Consider the following 19,567-nt stretch of genomic DNA (forward strand, 5'->3'; position numbering starts at 1 on the left):
ACCCCATGCGAAGGCGAACAATCAAAGCCACTCGCCGTCGGTGTCTGCGTCGGCGTTGTTAAAATAGTGTGAGAAACTGGTAGTTCGTTTTTTATTTATCCACAGACACGTTCGACGCTATTTTTGATTTCCGTGGTTTTTATATTTAAAATCGAGGCCGTGTCGCTGACAGGCGTTTTTCAACGAGCGCGGGCCGCCGATGAGAAACACGGCGTCTTCTACGTCGCGTTTCTCATGGATCTCGGTGAAGAACGCGTGAGCAACTACGCTGTCGGTGGTTAGCTCAAGCGCTGTATAACGTAATTCGCTTGTTTCGGGGATCGACAGCAGCGTACAGCCAATACTGTTCATTATTGAGTCGGATCACGGTCTCATCGACCGCAACGAGATCCGGGTTCTGATCAGCCTCTGGCTGTAGATCGGCTCTATGAACCCAGTTGCGAACGGTAGACCAAACTCGACTGACACCGAATATTTCAAGCATATAAATAGTATTTGAACGTAATAGACCAGCCAACTGGAGCTGAATACCGAGCTTCATCAGAAATCTCGGTGTCGCTTCTCGTTCCACAAAACCTACTTCGATCTCGTTCAAACAGCCGTTGAGGCGGTCGTTTTCGGGCATGGATCACCCAGAAAACGAACCGCCTCACTCTTCATTCTTATCTGAACACCGCCCCCAGCAGGGACAACAATTATATATCGTTATGAAAATATTGTTATTATGGCACACAGTCCCGAGAAGCTCGTCCAGTACATTTGCACGCACTGCCAGGTGACTCACGCTGGAACGCCGATCCACGTCTCGTCGGGGGACCACCGGTTCGAGCCGCCCGAGACCTGCGGCGCCTGCGGCGAGGCCGAGTTCGTCTCGGCCGACAACTGGATACACAGCCACCAGTGATCCTGCCGCTAGGGCATCCGTCCCGGCGCCGGCCTACGAACTGCCCGTCCCGGGCCGCCGTGTCTCGGCGTCGGAGCCGAATCGCTGAAATACCCCGACGGACTACGGGCGAACGTGTCGAAACAGGTCGCAGAGGTGGGAACGCTGTTCCTCCACGAATCGGGGGACAGCTACACTGTCGTCGTCCGACGCGACGGCGAGCGGCTGCTTCGCGGTCGACTCGATTTAAAAGAGACTGACGCCGGGCCGCGGCCGGGCCGGTTTCGGGTCACGGACGGCGACGACGAGGTGCCGCGACGCCCCGAGCAGTTCGTAGAGATGGCCCGGCGGGCCGCCCGAATCCGTATCTCCGAGCAGACCTCCCGGGCGGGCCGCCAGACGCTCGAAGCGATGCTCCGGGGGTATCAACTCGACGCCAAGCAGGTCCGGACGTGTCGGTACTGCGCCGGGAAGGGTCGGTACTCGCCGCTGACCTCCGAGACGGCGATCAAAGCCGACGACGAGCATATCTGCCCCGACTGCGCGAAGCGCGAACTCGAACGCGAGGCCAACTACCGGGGGTTGCGCTCGGGGGCCCGCGACCGACTGGAGGCGTTGCTTCTTGAAGTCGGCGACCTAGAGCGCGTCGCGAACCTCCTGTCTGGCCAACTCGACCCCGACCTGACGAAGTTCGACGAGATCAGCGCAACGACCGACGAAATAGATCCCGTCCCGACCGGGGAACTCGACCTCGAAGACGCGTTGCGCTCGCGGCTCGAGGCCTTCGACGAGCTGTTGCCCGTCCAGAGTCTCGCCGTCCGGAACGGGCTCTTGGAGGGTCGCGACCAACTGGTCGTCAGCGCGACAGCGACCGGCAAGACGCTCGTCGGCGAACTCGCCGGGATGGAGCGCGCGCTGAAGGGCGAGGGGAAACTCCTGTTTCTCGTCCCGCTGGTCGCGCTCGCCAACCAGAAACACGAGGACTTCGAGCGGATGTACGGCGATTCGCTCGACGTCTCGATCCGTGTCGGTGCCTCCCGCATCCGCGACGACGGCAACCGCTTCGATCCGGGCGCCGACGTGATTGTCGGGACCTACGAGGGGATCGACCACGCCCTCCGGACCGGCCGGGATCTCGGCGACATCGGGACCGTCGTGATCGACGAGGTCCACAACCTCGGCGAGGAGGAGCGCGGCCACCGCCTCGACGGCCTCGTCTCGCGGCTCAAACACTACTGTGAGGTCAACGCCTGCGGTACGCAGTGGGTGTATCTCTCCGCGACGGTCGGCAACGCCTCGGATCTCGCCGCCCAACTCGACGCGCAACTGATCGAGTTCGAGGAACGGCCGGTCCCGATCGAGCGCCACGTCACTTTCGCCGACGGCCCCGAGAAGATCGACATCGAAAACAAACTAACCACGCGGGCTTTCGACTCGAAGTCCTCGAAGGGGTACCGCGGCCAGACGATCGTCTTCACCAACTCCCGGCGGCGCTGTCACGAGATCTCCAGGCGACTCGAGTACGACTCTGCGCCGTATCACGCCGGCCTCGACTACGGCGAGCGCAAGCGCGTCGAACGGAACTTCGGCGACCAGGACATCGCCGCCGTCGTCACCACTGCCGCGCTCGCGGCGGGGGTCGACTTCCCGGCCTCGCAGGTGATCTTCGACTCGTTGGCGATGGGCATCGAGTGGCTCTCAGTCCAGGAGTTCGAGCAGATGCTCGGCCGCGCGGGCCGTCCGGACTACCACGACCAGGGGACGGTGTATCTCCTCGTCGAACCCGACTGCTCGTATCACAGTTCGATGGACGGGTCCGAGGACGAGACCGCGTTCAAACTGCTCAAAGGGGAGATGGAGCCGGTGGTCACCCGCTACGACGAGGCCGCAGCGATCGAGGAGACACTCGCGAACATCACCGTCGCGGGGAAGGGCGCAAAGCGACTCAACGATCGGATGGTCGGCGAGATCCCTACGAAACACGCCCTCGGCAAACTCATCGAGTACGATTTCATCGACGGCTTCGAACCGACGCCGCTGGGGCGGGCCGTCACCGAACACTTCCTCGAACCCTCCGAGGCCTTTTTTATTCTCGATTCGATCCGCTCCAGCGAGAACCCCGACGAACTCGTCGCCGGCATCGAGTTGCGCGGCGAGCGCTGAGACGGTGCTCGCTTCAGAATCGGGGGATCGAAATCGAAAACGAACGCGTGGACAACGACCCTCGTGGCTGCGAACAAATCTTGAGTTCGAGCAGTTCTTTTTCCCCCGGAGTATCTACAAAAGCGCTAACGCGCCCATCGGAGCGGCCATCCCGGCGAAGGCGACCCCCAGGTACGCCAGCAGGATCACCAACAGCGCCCCCGGAATCCCCCCGATGGCGCAGACGAGTACCGCGACGGGCGTGATTTCGACGCCGATCCCGAGGAAACTCGCGACCGCCAGCACGATCACCCCCACGACCGCATTCACGACGAACGGCTTGACGGTCTTGATGACCGCGTACGCGCCGAACAGGAGCGCCAATACCCCGACTAGAAGCCCGATTTCGAGCGTCGTGACCATACCGCGGTTTCGCCGAGCGGTGCTAAATCCCTTGGGGCCGAGAGCGAAACGTTTTCACCCCGTCGAGAAGTAAGTGAGTATGCGGGACCGTGGGGTAGCTTGGTATCCTTCAGCGTTTGGGACGCTGTAACCCCGATTCAAATTCGGGCGGTCCCACTTCCGTCGACGCAAGCCCGCGAGCACCGCGTGGCGTGTGCGAGCGGCGTTGCGAGGCGAACGGGGGCGGAATTTGAATCACGCGAACGGGACGCGAGGAGCGTTCGCAGTCGGATTCACGTTCGGGCGGTCCCACTTCCGTTGCAATCGAGCGGCTCCTTTCGCCGCCGGCCCGACCTTCCCGGGAACGCCGTCGCTGTTGCCGGGAGAACGCAAAGAACAAAACCGCGTTAGCCTTCAATTTCCGGGATGTCGTCGATCTTCATCCCTTCGAGTTTGTCGATGATGCTGTCGATCTTCGAGTCGAGGTCGTCGACGAAGTCGGCGGTGTCCTCGGTGGTGATCGCGCCCTGGCTCGAGGGCTCGATGAGGTTCTCCTCTTCGAGCACCCGAAGCGAGTACCGGACTTTGTGATGGGGATACCCCGTCTCGTTCGACATCTTGACGATCCCGATCGGCTCGCTCTCGATGACCATCCGCAGAACCCGAAGATGGCGCTCAAGCATGTCTACTTCCTTCTCAAGTCGATCTATCATGGCATTTGTTAACTTGTGTTTGTGTAATTTAAGTGTTGCTGTCCGGGCGCCGGAGGTACGCTCCGCCTAACCGAAGCATGCGACCCAGTTGTATGGGGGTGTATAAATCGCTTGTGACAGCGACCCGTGTGTGAAAGCCTCCATCGGAGGCTCAAGCCCCGATACCGGGGTTTTTCGCCGGATCGTTCCGACCGGCGTCGCGTCGGACCGTCTGTCGAGTGGCGTGTGCGTCGGCGCTCGCAGTCCCCTTCGAGCCACCCATCCCGCGGGTCGCGTTGCTCCCCGCTCGACGCCCGGAGAGACTCGCTACGCTCGTCTCTCCCCACTCACGGGTCACTACGCTCCCCGTTCGCTCGTCTGTGGCTCTCACTACCGTTCGAGCCACCCATATACCGTAATCTGTTTACCCCACTGGCGGAAACGTCGTTTCGATGACCGTAACCATCGTGGGTTCACAACTCGGCGACGAGGGCAAGGGGGGTATCGTCGACGTCTACGGCGATGCCGTCGACGTCGTCGTGCGCTATCAGGGCGGCGATAACGCCGGCCACACCGTCGTCTACGAGGGCGACGAGTACAAACTCTCGCTCGTCCCCTCCGGCGCCGTCCGCGGCAAGGTCGGCGTGCTCGGCAACGGCTGTGTCGTCAACCCGAACACGCTCTTCGAGGAACTCGATGCGCTGGCCGAACGCGGACTCTCCCCGGACGTCCGCGTCGCCGAGCGCGCACACGCGATCCTGCCGTACCACCGCGTTCTCGACGGGATAGAGGAGGACGTCAAATCCGACGACGACCTCGCCGCCGGAACTACCGGGCGGGGAATCGGGCCGACCTACGAGGACAAGGCCGGCCGGCGCGGCGTCCGGATCGGCGATCTCCTCGACGCCGAGACGCTCCGGTCGCGGCTCGAATACGTCGTCCCGCGCAAGCGCGCGCTCGTCGAGGACGTCTACGGTCTCGAAATCGGCGACGACGTCGACCAGGAGGCGTTCGACATCGACGCCCTGTTGAAGACGTACCGCGCCTTCGGTGAGCGCCTCGAACGCGAGGAAATGGCCGTCGACTGTGGGGAGTTCCTCCACTCCCGGCTCGAGTCGGGCGAGGAGATCATGTTCGAGGGCGCACAGGGCACCTCGATCGACATCGACCACGGCATCTACCCCTACGTCACTTCCTCGAACCCCACCGCGGGCGCTGCGGCGGTCGGCACTGGCCTCGGCCCGACCGTCGTCGGGCAGGGCGAGGTAATCGGGATCGTCAAAGCCTATCTCTCCCGCGTCGGCACCGGCCCGTTGCCGACCGAACTCGGGTCAGTCGAGGGCCAGACACCGACCGGGGGCGGCCGCCCAGACGAAGCCGACCTCGCCACCTACATCCGCGACGAAGGCGGCGAGTACGGCACCGTCACAGGCCGTCCGCGCCGCGTCGGGTGGCTCGACATGCCGATGCTCAGACACGCCGCCCGCGCCAACGGCTTCACCGGCCTCGCGATCAACCACATTGACGTGCTCGCCGGCCTCGACGAGGTGGCGGTCGGCCACGCCTACACCCTCGACGGCGAGGAACTGCTCACGATGCCCCCGACGACCGAGCGGTGGGGCGACTGCGAGACGGAACTGCGGACCTTCGAGGGGTGGGACGACGTCGACTGGACCACCGTCGCCGAAGCGGGCTACGACGCCATCCCGGAGAACGCTCGGACGTACCTGGAGTACATCGCCGAGGAACTCGACACGCCGATCTACGCCGTCGGCGTCGGACCGGGTCGCGAGCAGACCGTCGTCGTCGAGTCGCCGGTATAATCCCCGGTCTCCGTCGTGAATACCGCCGGCGTCTACCCCCAACCCGGCGGACTCAGTGTTCGATTCTCACGGCGTTTTTATACTTCGTTTCGTACATCATCGGCGTATGTTCAAGACAGTACGGCGGTTCTGGCGGGGGTTGTCCGGCACCACGGACCAACGGATGACCGACGGCGGAACCGAAGCGGTCGCCGCCGATTCGATCGACCCCGTTTCCTCGACCGAAACCGCCAGCGAAGAGGTCCTCACCGCCTCGAGCGCCGAACTTCTTGACCTCGTAGCGCAACCGACGTTCGCCCTCGACGCGGAGGGCCACATCGTCGCCTGGAACGACGCCATGGAGGAGTTGACGGGCGCGACCGCCGCCGAGGCTCTCGGCCACGAGCACGCGAGCGAGATGTTCTACCCCGACGGTCGGCGGGCAAAGACGCTCGCCGACAAGGTGCTCGAGTATCCTCGCTCCGTCCACGAGGAATACGACATCGACCTCGACGACGCCGACAAACACCGGGTCGACGACACGAGCACGATGCTCGATCAACACGACAATCAAAAACACATCGCCTTCTGGGCGACGCCGCGGTTCGACGACGACGGCGAACTCCTCGGTGTCATCGAAGTCGTCGTCGACCAGACGAACGTCGTCGGCTGCCAACTCGCCATCGAAGACCTCGTCACGGAGCTCTCGGTCACGCTTCGCGCCGTCCGAAACGGGAACTTCGACGAGCGGGCAGTGATCGACGACGCACACCGAACCCAGCTGCGCGAGGAAGGGGTCGACGTCAGTATCGTCGAGGAGTTCAACCAGTTCGTCGAGGACTTCGAGACCCTTAGCAGCCGGGTCGAATCACAGGCCACACAACTGGAGGCCGTCGTCGAGGAAGTGGTCGACAGCGCCGAGGAGATCGCAGCCCACGTCGACGAACAGAACGGGATGCTGGAGGACGCCGTCTCCGAGATGCAGTCTTTTTCCGCCCGTATGGAGGAGGTCGCCGCGACCGCAAAGGAGGTCGACGCGGCCGCCGCCGAGGCCAGCGAGGTCGCGACCGAGGGCGTCGAGACGAGCCACGGCGCCAGAGAGGCGACCGACGCGGTGACCGAGATCGGCGACGAACTCGTCGGGAACATCCGCGCGCTCGACGACCGCATGGAGGACATCGAGGCAGTCGTCGAGATCATCTCCGACGTGGCCGAACAGACCAATCTGTTGGCGCTGAACGCCAACATCGAGGCCGCCCGTGCCGGCTCCGACGGCGACGGCTTCACCGTCGTCGCCGAGGAGGTCAAGACGCTGGCCGACGAGACCCGAGAACACACCGAAAAAATCACAGAGAACATCGCACAGTTGCGCGAACAGACCGAGACGACGGTCGACGCCGCGGTTGAATCCAGTGAAACCATAGAGAGCGCCAGCGGGCGGATCGACGAAACGCTCGCCGCCTTCGAGGAGATTAACGACGCCATCGACGAGGCGGCCGACGGCATCGCCGAAGTATCACGGGCGAACGACGAGCAGGCCTCGGCGGTCGAAGAGGTCACCGCGACCCTAGAGAACGTCCGCGATCGGGCCGACAGGGCCGATTCGGCCGTCGACGACGTCAACGCCGCTGCCGACGAGGGAGTCGCGGCCCTCGAGCAACTGGTCAGCCGCGTCGACGAACTCAGGGGGCGAGAAGACGACCGCGCCGACGTCCGATCCGACTGATCTCGGTTCCGAACGATTCGAAGCCTCCTTAATCCGGTCGGCCGTTTGCGTCGGTATGGATACGAACGACACGGACCCAACTTCTTCGAGGACCGCCGCCGGGGACACGCCCGAGCACGAGAACGCCCGACAGAACGTGATCGCCGTCGACGCCGACGACGACCCCGAGGGACCGGTCAACCGACTCGACGCCCACACCGGCGACGGGGTCAGACACCGCGCGTTCACGACGCTGGTCTTCGACGGCGACGACAACCTCCTCCTCGCACAGCGAGCCCCGGACAAACGCCTCTGGGACACCCACTGGGACGGGACCGTCGCCTCCCATCCGGTCGAGGGCCAGACACAACTCGAAGCGACCAGAGAACGCCTCGAGGAGGAACTCGGCGTCACGCCCGACCAGTACGACGACCTCCGGGTGACGGACAAATTCGAGTACAAGCGCTACTACTTCGAGGACGGTCTCGAGTGGGAGGTCTGCTCGGTCCTGCAGTGCACCCTCGAGGACCGGACACTCGACCCCGACGAGAGCGAGGTCGCGGGCGTGATGTGGGTTCCCTACGAACGCCTCCACGAACACCCCAAGTGGTACCGCCAACTCCGGTTGTGTCCGTGGTTCGAAATCGCGATGCGACGCGACTTCGCGGACGACTGAGCGACGCGCGACACTACGTGGTTTGAAAACTACTTCCGGCCTGTCCCGCCGTACGTACTGTTTTTCCGGAGAAAGATTTACGTACGACGACAGAATACACTGAAACAGTTAATATGGACGATTCGAAGGTTCGGCGGGCGGTGTTGTTGCACCTCAGCGGCGAACTGACCGAGGCCGAAGCCGCGCGGCGGGCGGGAATGTCCCGATCGAAGTTCCGACACTACGCCCGGACGTGCGGACTCGTCGTCCCTTCGCCGATCGAGTCGACCGACGGATCGGAGCCGCCGGCCTGACCTCTTCGCCGGCCGCCGGCACGCCCGGACGGCCGACGATCACCGCAGCAACCGGTCGAGTTCCGCTGTGCCGTCGGCCTCGAAGGACCGCGCAGTGTCGACCGTCCTCACACGCACGGACCGGTCGTAGATATCCTCGGCGATCGCGTGAAACTTCTCCTCGACGAGGCCCCACGTTTCGGGGACCGACGGGTGCCCTTCGAATCCGTCCCGGGCCGCTTCGACGACCGATCCGTCCCTGAATTCGACGGTGACACGGGCGGGAATCGCACCCCTGTCGTGTCGATCCGTCAGCGCCTCGTCGGGGGCGACCGTGACGGCCTCGACGACCGGTTCGAGGTCGGTTCGGTCCCCGCGGTGGATCGCCAGTTCCCGATCGACGAGCGCCGCCGCCACCCGTTCGGGATCGACTTCCGGAACCGCGGCGTCGAACGTTTCGACGGTGACGGAATCGATGTCGGCGGGGTCGATCGGTGCCTCGCCCGCGAGTTCGATTGCCGCCTCGATCGTCGACTGCCCGTATGGGTGGGCGTCGTAGGGAAGCACAGCGGCGTCGCGGACCCGCTCGCACCCGGGATCGAGATCGAGTTCGAACGAACCGACTCGGTCGTGCCACCCGTTCGGCGCGGCGATCGCGTCGGAGGCCGAGACGCCGCTGTCGGCCAGCGAACACGCATATACAGCCGAACGGGCCGCGCGTCCGGTGGGCAGCGGATCGTCCGGATCGCCGACCGCAAGCGCTACCCGTCCCGCCGCGATCCCGACCGCGTCGGCGATCGTCCGTGCGTCGAAGCCCATCGCTCGCCCCGCCCCGGCCGCCGCGGCGACCGCCGTGTGGGTCGCCGGATGGAATCCGTCCAGCGGCGCGTTCCACGCGCACTCGCCGTGAACCTCGAGGGCGGCCGCGATCCCCGCGAGTGTCGTCTCCCCGGTCGCGTCAGCCGCCTCCGCCGCGGCCACGACTGCCGCGAGCGATCCGCCGACAGGAGCGAACGTCGGGGCCAGAAACGTCGGCCCGTTCCCGGCGGTGATCGCGACGGCGTTGCCCGCCGCCGCCCGCGGCGGCTGGACGACGTCGGCGGTGCCCCAGAGCCGGCAGCCGCGGGTGTCCGACGGTCCCGCCGGGAGTAGCCCTTCCCTGATCGCCGCAACGCGGTGGCGGTCGTGGTTCCGAAGCGCCACGCCGACGGCGTCCAAGAGCCGCCGTTTCGCGGCCTCGCGGACGTCGTCGGGGAGCCGGCCGTACTCGACGGCGGCGGCGAAGCCGGCGAGTTCCTCGCTCGAGGTCATATCACAGCGCACGACGGGTCTATAAAAAAGCGTTCCGCGGTCCGACGGCGGTGTTGCCCCGATCCGAACACCACCGAGTGGCCGGGCGGTGTTCCGCCGGACTCGCTCAGGGTCGGGTCGTTGCCCACACCGCGAGCAGGCCCAAGACGACCGCCGGAATCATCGGGAGGACGAGATAGGTGTCCCAAAAAGTCAACCCGACGGCCGAGGGCGCACGCGGGTAGAAGTATATGATTCCCGGGACGGCCAGAAAGGCGACGACGACGGCCGCGACGAGGGTCCACCCGCGCCAATCGAAGGCCCGGTCGAGTTCGTCGGGGTGGATCATCATGGAGTCGCCCCCCGCATCCTCCCCGTCTCGTTCCGGTCGCTCAGCGGCGGGGCCGCGGTCGTCCGTCATCGCTCCTCGGCCCGTCGGTCGGAGCCGCGCCGCCTGACCTGCATCACTCGTAGTCGTCCGGGTCGTACTTTTCGTCCGGAACGACCACCACGGAGCCGAACCCTTCGCGGGATTCGAGCATCTCGTGGGCGCGCTGGACCTCGCTCATCGGCAACACCTCACGGATGTGGGGCTCGAACGTACCGTCGAACACCTTCGTCATCACGTCGTCCATCTCGCCGGGCGTCCCCATCGTCGAACCGAGGATGTCGAGTTGCTTCCAGAACACTTTCGGGATGTTCGTCTCGGGGGAGACGCCGGAGGTCGCCCCGCAGGTGACGATGCTGCCGCCGTTGGCGGCCGCGCTGAGGGAGTTGTCCCACGTCGCCTCACCGACGTGGTCGACGACGACGTCGACGCCGCGACCGTCGGTCAGGTCCTTGATCGCCTCGTCGAAGTCCTCCTCCTCGTAGTCGATGAGGTGATCCGCCCCGCACTCGCGGGCGAGATCGAGTTTGGCCTCCGAGGAGGCTGTCGCGAACACTTCACACCCCTCGTTGGCCGCGATCTGGACGCAGGCGTGACCGACGCCGCCGGAGGCACCTAGCACCAAGACGCTGTCCGACTGGTCGATATCGACGCGCGTCCGCAGCATTCGCCACGAGGTCTGAAACACCAACGGCGCGGAGGCGGCCGTCGCGAAGTCGATCCCTTCCGGAAGCTCGAGGAGGTTCTGCTCGGGGACGGCGGCGAACTCGCTGTGGACGCCCCGGACGTGTTCGCCGATCATCTTGTAGTCGACGCACATCGACTGCTCGCCCTTCCGGCAGAACTCACACTCGCCGCAGTAGAGCCCCGGATCGACGACGACGCGGTCGCCCGCCTCGAATCGGGTGACGCGCTCGCCGACCTTGCTGACGACCCCCGCGCCGTCGCTACCCGGGATGTGCGGCATCTCCTCGGGGCTCGGCATCCCCTTGCGGGTCCAGACGTCGAGGTGGTTCAGCCCGCCGGCCTCGATCTCGACGAGGACCTCCTCTGGGCCGATCTCCGGATCCGGGAAATCGCCGTACTCGAGGACGTCCGCCGGTCCGTGCTCTTCGTAGTAGATCGCCTGCATGGCCGGTAGTGTGTTCCGGGGGTGCAAAACTCTAGCGGAGTCCGAGACGCCGGCTCCGACCCAGTCGCGAACCGGCCCTTTTTGCGTTTCATCGTCGTTTGTGTTCGTATGGACGAACCGGAACCCACGCACGGGGCGGGCGACGAGCGACACGCGGCCGACGGCGGGAACGCCGGCGACCGTCCTCACGACCGCCACGATCAGGAGCATACCCACGACCGCGATCACGACCACGGGCCGGACGGCCACGACCACGGCCACCACCGACACGATTTCGAGGAACTCGGGTTCGGCGTCGTGACCGTCTCCTCGAGCCGCGGCATCGACGAGGACACCTCGGGGAACGCGATCGCCGGGCTCGTCGGCGAGGCCGGTCACGCGGTGTCGACCCGGGAGGTCGTCAACGACGACTTCGACACCATCCAGGACACCGTCGACAGGCTGGCCAAACGGAGCGATACGGACTGCGTCCTCACGACCGGCGGCACCGGCGTCACTCCTGACGACGTGACTATCGAGGCAGTCGAACCACTCTTCGACAAGCGGCTCCCCGGCTTCGGGGAACTGTTCCGGACCCTCTCGCGCGAGGAGATCGGAACGAAGGTCGTCGGGACGCGCGCTACCGCAGGGATCGCTGACGGCGCGCCGGTGTTCTGTCTGCCGGGCAGCGAGAACGCCGTCCGGCTCGGAACTGAGGCTATTGTCCTCGAGGAAGCGCCGCATTTGGCCGGGCTCGCGCGACGCGAGGAGCCCGAGGCGGAGGGTGGAGCCGAAGAAGCGGTCGATCCCGAAGAAGCGGTCGAGGACGACGCCGGCACCGACGAGATGTAGAGACGGGTCGAACCGCCCCGACTACGGCAGCGGACAGAGACTCGCGGTCAGGAGCGCCCGCCCGTCGCCGTCGTTCTCGGCGCCGTGTTCGACGCCGCGGGGGTTGTGGACGACGGCCGGCGCCTCGACCGCCTCCGTTTCCTCGCCCTGCGTCACCGTGACCGCACCCTCGAGTAGGTGGAAGACGTTCTCGCAGTCGTCGTGGACGTGGGGGTCGAAGGCGCCGCCGGGACCGAGCGCGAACAGTTTCACCAGCACGTCGTCGGAGACGACGAGCTCGGCCGTCTCGACGGACCCGGCCGCCGGATCGAGTTCGGGGAGTTCGTTCAGTGTCATACGGGCTTCTCGTCGGCCAGCCAGTTAAGCGTTGAGCGCTAGAACCGGACGACGGCGTCGACGATGCCGGCAGTCTGGGCGACTCCGACAACCGCGATGCCGACGATTTGCACCGTCGTGCTTCCCGCGACCGTGCCGTAGGCGTACAGCCCCGCGCCGACCGGACACCCGGCGGTGGCGGCCGCATAGACCCACGCCCCAGCCGGGAGTTCGCGGGCGGTGTAGCCGAACCCCGCGGCCGGAAGTAGCATCCACCCGCCGAGCGCGAGCGCGAACAGCGCTGCGGGGGCGTCCGGACGGGCAAACCCCACGAGGCCGACGACGGCGAACGGCGTCCCGGCGACGATGACGGTCCGCCAGGCCCGGAGCACGCCCGACGCCATATCGCCCCAAGAGGCGGCCGCAAACGCGACGAGCAACACACTCATAACCGCGTGCATCACGAACACCGGATGCGTCGTGACGACACCGAGGTGGGCGGCGGCAACGAGCGCCCACGCCGAGGGAATCAACAGCGCGGGGCCCGTCTCCCGGACGCGTCGAAACATACGAGACGTCCCGACCGGGAGGATAATAGCTGTACCCCTCCGGTATGGCCGTCCGATCCGCGACCGCTGTTCGGTCTGGGGCCGGCGCGTACTCACCCGGACGGCGACGCGGCCCGGCTGTTACTGTACGCGGCCCGGAAGCCTTATATATGTGGCTGCTCTCAGAACAGTTGATGGCAACCGGAACGGTTGATTTCTTCAACGACACGGGCGGTTACGGCTTTATTGACACTGAGGACGCGGACGAGGACGTCTTCTTCCACATGGAGGATGTCGGCGGCCCGGACCTCGAGGAAGGACAGGAAGTCGAGTTCGACATCGAGGAGGCCGACAAAGGCCCCCGCGCGACGAACCTGACGCGCCTGTAAACGCCGACCCCACGCATCGCTTTCGACTAATTTATCCTTCGCCCGGAGCGGCAGCACTACTGGGCCGATACCCGTCGCACGTACACGATCGACGAGCCCTCAAAAAGCCCAGAGGCCTCAGCGCAACGGCCGTGTGACCCGCCGGAACAGCCGACGTCGTTCGGCTCACTCCAGCAGCCGCCGGACGCGGTCCTCGAAGCGTTCCGGGACGGCGGCCCGAAGCGCTTCGGGAGCGGTCTCGCCGTCGCGGTTGAGGAGATAACACCGGCCGCGCGACTCGCCGTAGACGCCCTGGAAATCGTAGACGAAGCCGAGAACGCTCGTCGAGTCGGGGACGGAATCGTCCTCCCGGAGGAACTCCACTTGACGGTCGACGTTGTACTCGACGAGCTGGTCGACGAGTCTGGCATCGGCCTCCGGGTCGACCCGGTCGTCGGCCAGCCCCGACTCGACGACCGGCAACAGCGACCGGACGCGCACCTCGACTCCGGCCGGCAACGGCTTCGGATCGTCCGATCGGGTTCGTCTTAGTGCAGCGGTGACGGCCCCACATCCCGTGTGGCCGACGACAACGGCGACGTCAGTGTCGGTGAACCGAAGCGGGTAGAGGACGTCGCCGCTGACGACGTGGGTGTCCCCGACGCACTCGCGGACCTGATTACCGATGTTGCCGGCGGTAAAGAGCCATCCCGGCTCCTCGACGTCCCACATTCCCTCCTGAGGAACCCGCGAGTCCGAACAGCACACGGAGACCACGGCAGGGCGCTGTTCGGACTGAACGGTGTCGAAGTGCGTCTTCGACAGCGATTCGACGTGGCGCGTATTGCCTTCGAGGAGGTCGACGAGCGTCGTGTCCGGCATAGTCATCACTCCCTGCGTTCCAGACAAAAATGTGGGCGTTCGGTCCAGGGACGGAGTGTGGACGGCGGTGCGACTCGAAGTGTCGTCCCGGCCGGGACGACGGGTACATCCCTACTGGTGTTCTAACTCCAGTTCGGCCCCCTCGTAGAGCTCCTCGAAGTCGAGGTCGCGGTCGCGCGCTTCGAGCGCCTGCTCGATCTCGTATCGGCGGCGCTGTTCCCGCTTCGTCCGTCCTTTCCGTTCGCGACCTCGCTTCGTGTCGGGCATATCCATGACAACGTATGTCGTGGTACAATATAACATTATCGGCCGTAACGAGGGCTGATTTCACGCGATCGCCAGCGCCCGGTTGCGCGCCATCCCGGGCCGCGACGCTCCCGGCGCGAGCGGGGCTACCGGGCGGGTGGCTCGCCGGGGAGTTCCTCGCGGTCGTGGGGGGCCTCGAACTCCGGGTCGGGTCCCGCCGGCACGATCCGTTTGGGGCTCACGTCGGGGTGGGTCGTGTAGTAGTGTTCCTTGATGTGGTCCATCTCCGTCGTCTCGCCGAATCCGGGGGTCGTATAGAGGTCCCGGAGATACGGCCAGAGGGTGTCGTACTCCCGGATGAGCTTGTGGTTGCACATAAAATGCGTGTGATACACCTCGTCGAATCTGACCAGCGTGGTGTACATCGCGATGTCGGCCTCGGTGAGCCGGTCGCCGACGAGGTACCGCTGGTCGGCGAGGACCGAGTCCCAGTATTCGAGCTCCTCGAAGAGCTCCGTCACGGCCTCGTCGTAGGCCGACTGGGTGTCCGCGAAGCCGGTCCGGTAGACGCCGTTGTTGATCGGCTCGTAGATCCGATCGAGCGCGTCGTCGATGTCCCCGCGCAGCGGCTCTGGCGCGAGATCGATCCCGTTGCCCAACTCGGCGAAGCCCGTCGTGAGGTTCCGCATGATCTCTCGGGACTCGTTGTTGACGATCGTCTCCTCCTCGGTGTCCCAAAGCACCGGCACCGTCACCCGCCCGGTGTAGTTCGGGTCGGCCTCGACGTACGCCTCTCGCAGGTAGTCGAACCCGTTGACCGTGTCCGTCGTACAGCCCTCCCGCTCGGGGGTGAACTGCCAGCCGTCCTCGGCGCGGAACGGGTCGACGACGTCGACCGAGACGACGTCCTCCAGGCCGAGCAGCTTCCGGGTGATTAGCGTCCGGTGGGCCCACGGACAGGCGTAACTCACGTAGAGGTGATACCGACCCGTCTCGGGAGCGGCCCGGTCCCGGAACGTCGTCACCTGCCGCTCGAAGGCCCCCTCCTCGTTGGTGGCCTCGTACTCGGTCACCCACTCGCCGTCGATGAACTGGTGCATACGCCGGTTACTCCTTCGAGACGGATAGCCTTCGGGGCGGATACGGCCGCTTGCCGCGACCCACGCACGCGCGTCGTGAGGACGCGGCAGGGCTATCGCGAGGGACGGCGAACCGTGGCGCTCACCGCTCCGCCGGCCATTCCCGGGCCGCCCGCACCTCCGGATCGTGCCGGATGCAAGCCGATTCGTGGCCGCCGCCGTGGTCGACCGATTCGGGATGTCGCTGCTCGCAGGGCGTCCGAACGGTCGAGCGGAGGCGCTCGACCGCACGCGCGTCTTCGCCGTCGAGGACGGCCCCGATCGCCGCCGCGAGGTCCTCCTCGACGGCCGGATCGGCCACCGTCCCCGGGAGGTCGAACGCCGCCCGAAGGCGCTCTGCGGCGGTCGACCCGCCTTCGTCGGCCCCGTCGAGTCCGTCGGCCCCCTCGACCTGCTCGGCCCCCTCGACCCCCGTCCGAGCGCGCTCCTCGATCGCCTCGACGTCGATCTCGCCCGCCTCGATCGCGAGACGGAACTCGAGCAGCCGCCGCCAACTCGCCCGGCTCACGTCGAGGTCGGGCGGCTGGACGACCGCGTGACATCGGGTGTGAAACCGACAGCCGTCGGGCGGATCAACTGGATCGGGAACGCTGCCGGTCAGTTCGATCCCGCGGTTCGTCGTCCGGGGATCGGGTGTCGGGATCGCGGAGACGAGCGCCTCGGTGTAAGGGTGTTTGGGGGTCTCGAACACCGACTCGGTCGGGCCGACCTCGACGATTTCGCCGAGATACATCACCGCGACCCGGTCACAGATCTCCTTGACGACGGACATATCGTGGCTGATAAAAAGCAGCGAGAGCCCGAACTCGGTTTGGACCCGATCGAGCAGGCCGAGGATATCGGCCTGGACCGACATATCGAGCGCCGACACCGGTTCGTCCGCCACGATCAACTCCGGATTCAACACGAGTGCCCGCGCCAACGCGAGGCGCTGTTTTTGCCCGCCGGAGAACTCGTGGGGGTAGCGCCCGTAGTCGGCCGCCGCCAGGCCCACCCGTCCGAGGAGGTCCTCGACGACCGCTCGGCGCCGCCGCCCGTCGTCGAGGCCGTGTACCGACAGGGGTTCCGCGATCGAGTCGCCGACGGACATCCGGGGGTCGAAACTCGAGGCGGGGTCCTGGAAGATCATCCCCACCTCGCGGCGGAACGTCTTCATCTCCGTTCTGTGGAAGCGGGTCACGTCGTTGGGGTGGGTCCCGTCGTCGTTTCGGCTCCGGCCCCCCCGGCTGCCACCGTGGAACAGCACCTCTCCGTCGGTCGGCTCCTCGAGGCGGACGATCGATTTCGCGGCGGTCGATTTCCCACACCCGGACTCGCCGACGAGGCCGAGCGTCTCCCCACGGGCGATATCGAAGCTGATCCCGTCGACGGCCCGGACCGCGCCACTCGGGTCCGATCGGAGGCCGCCGCCGGGGTAGTGCTTTTTTAACCCTTGGACCGAAAGCAGCGGCTCCGATTCAGTCATCGGAACCTCCTCGCTCCGACTCGCCACCGGTCACGCCCCCGAGTGCCGTCCCGGTCGCCCCCTCGTCCGACAGCACCGACTCGTCGTAGCCCTCGTGATAGTGGATACACGACACCCAGTGGCCGGGGTCGACCTCGATCTCGGCCGGCTGCTCGCCACGCGAACACGCCTCGACCGCGTGGTCACACCGCGGCGCGAACCGACAGCCGTCGGGCGGATCAGTCGGATCGGGCAGCGACCCCGGGATGCCGCCGTACTCGGAGCCGACGCCGGGCAGACACCCGAGCAGCCGCCGGGTGTAGGGGTGGGCCGGACGCTCGAAGATATCGACGGGATCCCCACGTTCCATCGCCTTCCCGGCGTACAACACGACGATCCGATCCGCGATCTCGCTGACGACGCCGAGGTCGTGGGTGATGAACAGTACCCCCATGCCGTACTCGGATTTGAGGTCGTCGAGGAGCCGCAGGATGCGTGCCTGGACGGTCACGTCCAGCGCCGTCGTGGGCTCGTCGGCGATCAAAAGCGCCGGTTCGACCGCGAGCGCCATCGCGATCATCGCCCGCTGTTTCTGCCCGCCGGAGAACTCGTGGGGGTAGTCGTCGATCCGGGCAGCGGCGTTGGCGATCCCGACCCGGTCGAGGAGGTCGACCGCCCGCGCCCTCGCGGTCGACCGGGAGACGTCCTCGTGGACCCGAATCGCTTCCGCGATCTGCCAGCCGACGGTGTAGCAGTGGTTCATCGCGTCCTGTGGGTTCTGGAAGACGTGGGCAATCTCCGACCCGCGGATCGACCGCAGTTCCGACTCCGAGAGCCCGCCGAGGTCGCGCCCCCGGAATCGGACCGTCCCCTCGATCGATCCCGGCGGCTCGTCGATCAGCCGGGTGATCGATTCGGTCGCGACGGTCTTTCCGGACCCGGACTCGCCGACGAGACAGACCGTCTCACCGCGCTCGACGGTGACGTCCAGCCCGTCGACGGCGACGAGGCGACCGGCGTCGGTCTCGAAGGAGGTGGTGAGGTTATTCACCTCGAGGAGGGGCGGGTCGGTCATCGTTCCGCCTCCGGTCGGTGGACGCGGGCGGTAGTTCGAGTGCGGGCATCGATACGGGCGCGGACGTGGATACGGGTCATCGTTGGGTCTCGGTCTCCGCCTCGGGATCCAACGCGTCGAGCAGCGCGTCTCCGAGGAAGTTGAACGCCAGAATGGTCAAAAACAGTGCGATCCCGGGGGCCAGCACGATCCAGGGGGCGAACGCGAGGTCGCTTCGGCCGGCCGAGATCAACTGCCCCCACGAGTGGATCGATGAGTCGCCCAATCCGAGGAAGGCCAGTTGCGCCTCGGCGAGCAAGAATCCGGGCACGAGCAGCGTCAACTGCGTGACGATGCTGCTTGCGGTGTTGGGGACGACGTGTCGTCGGACGACTCGGAACGTGCTCGCGCCGCTGAGCCGGGCCGCATCGACGTAGGGCTCCTCGGCGACCGACAGCGCCTTGCTGCGGACGTAGCGTGCCGTTCCACCCCACGCGAACAGCGAGAAGACGAGGATGAACATCCCCAACCCCGCCCCGTAGATGTAGAGGATCAAAAGGAAAAACAAAAGCGTCGGAAACGAGAGCACGATGTCGACGAACCGCATCAGTATCTCGTCGACCCACCCGCCCGCATAGGCCGAGACGGTCCCGACGGTGATGCCGATGGCGGCGACGATGGCCGTGGTGATGAACGCGATCTGTACGCTGACAGTCATGCCGTAGACGACGTTCCGGAAGACGCCCTCGCCGCCCTGGGTGGTTCCGAGGGGGTACTCCCAGGTACCGTGACACCGGCCGCCGACGGTCTCGCCGAGACACCGGGCGACGTTCGTCGCATCGATGCTCAGATACACCGGCGGCTGGTGGCCGAGGAGGACGTCCTGTTCGGGCGCGCTCAACAACAGAGGGCCGAGTAGGCCGCCCGCGAACACGACGAGCAGCCACCCCAAACTCACGACCGCGGGACGGTTGCGCTTGAACTCCCCCCAGTAGTACCGCGTCATCCGGGGGTTCCGGTACAGCGGGACGAGCAGGTACCAGACGAAACACAGGACGGTAAATCCGAACAGGTACTCCAGGGATCCGGGATCGTACTCCATCCCGAGGGCCTCGAACAACGACCCGACGCCGAGGTCCTCGCCGAGCGCCCCGGCGGTGGTCTCTCGCGCCCCGACGAAGCGGCGGTCGTAGGCCGCAAGCGCCGCGATGGGGAGCGTAGTTACGAGCAAGCCGACGGTGCTGGTCGAGAGCCCGACGCCGGCGCTGTCGGCGTGTTCGTCCCAGTCGATCCGGTCGAAGCGGTCCTGATCCCGGCCGCCCTCCCGCCGTGCGGTGTCCTGTTCGCTCGGCATTG

At 65.9% G+C, this 19,567-nt stretch carries 21 protein-coding genes, 1 tRNA gene and 1 pseudogene; 9 read left to right on the plus strand and 14 right to left on the minus strand.

Annotation, left to right across the window (positions count from 1 at the left end):
- Positions 1-21: 21 nt before the first annotated feature.
- Positions 22-625, minus strand: a pseudogene (locus NMLP_RS14010) (IS6 family transposase).
- Between the two features lie 99 nt (positions 626-724).
- Between NMLP_RS14010 and NMLP_RS02270 the strand changes: the two are divergent.
- The gene (locus NMLP_RS02270) at positions 725-904 is read left to right on the plus strand and encodes a hypothetical protein (protein ID WP_015408506.1); all 180 of its coding nucleotides are present in this window, start codon (positions 725-727) and stop codon (positions 902-904) included.
- A gap of 114 nt (positions 905-1,018) precedes the next feature.
- Complete coding sequence (locus tag NMLP_RS02275; RefSeq protein ID WP_015408507.1) at positions 1,019-3,046, plus strand: DEAD/DEAH box helicase; 2,028 nt, start codon at positions 1,019-1,021, stop codon at positions 3,044-3,046.
- Positions 3,047-3,160: 114 nt separating this feature from the next.
- Here NMLP_RS02275 and NMLP_RS02280 read toward each other — a convergent pair whose 3' ends face one another.
- Positions 3,161-3,448, minus strand: a complete 288-nt coding sequence (locus NMLP_RS02280; RefSeq protein WP_015408508.1) for a pro-sigmaK processing inhibitor BofA family protein — start codon at positions 3,446-3,448, stop codon at positions 3,161-3,163.
- Positions 3,449-3,531: 83 nt separating this feature from the next.
- On the opposite strand from NMLP_RS02280, the gene NMLP_RS02285 reads away from it, so the two are divergent.
- Positions 3,532-3,604, plus strand: a tRNA-Pro gene (locus tag NMLP_RS02285).
- Between the two features lie 230 nt (positions 3,605-3,834).
- Here the strand turns inward: NMLP_RS02285 and NMLP_RS02290 are convergent.
- On the minus strand, positions 3,835-4,140 hold the full coding sequence (locus NMLP_RS02290; protein WP_015408509.1) for a hypothetical protein: 306 nt from the start codon (positions 4,138-4,140) through the stop codon (positions 3,835-3,837).
- Between the two features lie 431 nt (positions 4,141-4,571).
- Here NMLP_RS02290 and NMLP_RS02295 point away from each other — a divergent pair, with 431 nt between their 5' ends.
- From NMLP_RS02295 to NMLP_RS02310, 4 genes are all read left to right on the plus strand, one after another.
- Positions 4,572-5,942 carry an adenylosuccinate synthase gene (locus tag NMLP_RS02295; protein WP_015408510.1) on the plus strand — a complete coding sequence of 457 codons (1,371 nt, stop codon included), beginning with the start codon at positions 4,572-4,574 and terminating at the stop codon, positions 5,940-5,942.
- Between the two features lie 106 nt (positions 5,943-6,048).
- Positions 6,049-7,647: a methyl-accepting chemotaxis protein gene (locus NMLP_RS02300; protein WP_015408511.1), complete on the plus strand. Its 1,599-nt coding sequence runs from the start codon at positions 6,049-6,051 to the stop codon at positions 7,645-7,647.
- 55 nt (positions 7,648-7,702) lie between these two features.
- Positions 7,703-8,302, plus strand: coding sequence for an NUDIX hydrolase (locus tag NMLP_RS02305; RefSeq protein ID WP_015408512.1), 600 nt, complete (start codon positions 7,703-7,705; stop codon positions 8,300-8,302).
- A 113-nt stretch (positions 8,303-8,415) separates the two neighbouring features.
- Positions 8,416-8,595, plus strand: a complete 180-nt coding sequence (locus NMLP_RS02310) for a hypothetical protein (protein ID WP_015408513.1) — start codon at positions 8,416-8,418, stop codon at positions 8,593-8,595.
- Between the two features lie 39 nt (positions 8,596-8,634).
- Here the strand turns inward: NMLP_RS02310 and NMLP_RS02315 are convergent, their stop codons facing one another.
- The 3 genes from NMLP_RS02315 to NMLP_RS02325 form a co-directional block, all read right to left on the minus strand.
- Complete coding sequence (locus NMLP_RS02315; protein ID WP_015408514.1) at positions 8,635-9,885, minus strand: MmgE/PrpD family protein; 1,251 nt, start codon at positions 9,883-9,885, stop codon at positions 8,635-8,637.
- Between the two features lie 106 nt (positions 9,886-9,991).
- Positions 9,992-10,285, minus strand: coding sequence for a hypothetical protein (locus NMLP_RS02320; RefSeq protein ID WP_015408515.1), 294 nt, complete (start codon positions 10,283-10,285; stop codon positions 9,992-9,994).
- Positions 10,286-10,328: 43 nt separating this feature from the next.
- Positions 10,329-11,384: a zinc-binding dehydrogenase gene (locus NMLP_RS02325; RefSeq protein ID WP_015408516.1), complete on the minus strand. Its 1,056-nt coding sequence runs from the start codon at positions 11,382-11,384 to the stop codon at positions 10,329-10,331.
- A 108-nt stretch (positions 11,385-11,492) separates the two neighbouring features.
- Here NMLP_RS02325 and NMLP_RS02330 point away from each other — a divergent pair, with 108 nt between their 5' ends.
- Positions 11,493-12,215, plus strand: coding sequence for a MogA/MoaB family molybdenum cofactor biosynthesis protein (locus NMLP_RS02330; RefSeq protein ID WP_015408517.1), 723 nt, complete (start codon positions 11,493-11,495; stop codon positions 12,213-12,215).
- Between the two features lie 21 nt (positions 12,216-12,236).
- On the opposite strand, the gene NMLP_RS02335 is transcribed toward NMLP_RS02330, so the two are convergent.
- On the minus strand, positions 12,237-12,551 hold the full coding sequence (locus tag NMLP_RS02335) for a cupin domain-containing protein (protein WP_015408518.1): 315 nt from the start codon (positions 12,549-12,551) through the stop codon (positions 12,237-12,239).
- Positions 12,552-12,589: 38 nt separating this feature from the next.
- Positions 12,590-13,099: a hypothetical protein gene (locus NMLP_RS02340; RefSeq protein ID WP_015408519.1), complete on the minus strand. Its 510-nt coding sequence runs from the start codon at positions 13,097-13,099 to the stop codon at positions 12,590-12,592.
- A gap of 173 nt (positions 13,100-13,272) precedes the next feature.
- Here NMLP_RS02340 and NMLP_RS02345 point away from each other — a divergent pair, with 173 nt between their 5' ends.
- Complete coding sequence (locus NMLP_RS02345) at positions 13,273-13,467, plus strand: cold-shock protein (protein WP_015408520.1); 195 nt, start codon at positions 13,273-13,275, stop codon at positions 13,465-13,467.
- 165 nt (positions 13,468-13,632) lie between these two features.
- Here NMLP_RS02345 and NMLP_RS02350 read toward each other — a convergent pair whose 3' ends face one another.
- The 6 genes from NMLP_RS02350 to NMLP_RS02370 form a co-directional block, all read right to left on the minus strand.
- Positions 13,633-14,328, minus strand: coding sequence for a carbonic anhydrase (locus tag NMLP_RS02350; RefSeq protein WP_015408521.1), 696 nt, complete (start codon positions 14,326-14,328; stop codon positions 13,633-13,635).
- Positions 14,329-14,439: 111 nt separating this feature from the next.
- Positions 14,440-14,595 (minus strand): hypothetical protein, encoded by a 156-nt coding sequence (locus NMLP_RS15555; RefSeq protein ID WP_015408522.1) that lies wholly within the window; start codon positions 14,593-14,595, stop codon positions 14,440-14,442.
- Between the two features lie 125 nt (positions 14,596-14,720).
- Entirely contained in the window at positions 14,721-15,674 is a 954-nt protein-coding gene (locus NMLP_RS02355; RefSeq protein WP_015408523.1) for a glutathione S-transferase family protein, read from the minus strand.
- Positions 15,675-15,795: 121 nt separating this feature from the next.
- Entirely contained in the window at positions 15,796-17,178 is a 1,383-nt protein-coding gene (locus tag NMLP_RS02360; protein WP_015408524.1) for an ABC transporter ATP-binding protein, read from the minus strand.
- Positions 17,171-18,232 (minus strand): ABC transporter ATP-binding protein, encoded by a 1,062-nt coding sequence (locus NMLP_RS02365; protein ID WP_015408525.1) that lies wholly within the window; start codon positions 18,230-18,232, stop codon positions 17,171-17,173. The genes NMLP_RS02360 and NMLP_RS02365 overlap by 8 nt, the downstream gene beginning before the upstream one ends.
- A 76-nt stretch (positions 18,233-18,308) precedes the next feature.
- Positions 18,309-19,565: an ABC transporter permease gene (locus tag NMLP_RS02370; protein WP_049926035.1), complete on the minus strand. Its 1,257-nt coding sequence runs from the start codon at positions 19,563-19,565 to the stop codon at positions 18,309-18,311.
- Positions 19,566-19,567 lie beyond the last annotated feature (2 nt).

It is taken from the genome of Natronomonas moolapensis 8.8.11 (assembly GCF_000591055.1).
Taxonomy (GTDB): Archaea; Halobacteriota; Halobacteria; order Halobacteriales; family Haloarculaceae; genus Natronomonas; species Natronomonas moolapensis.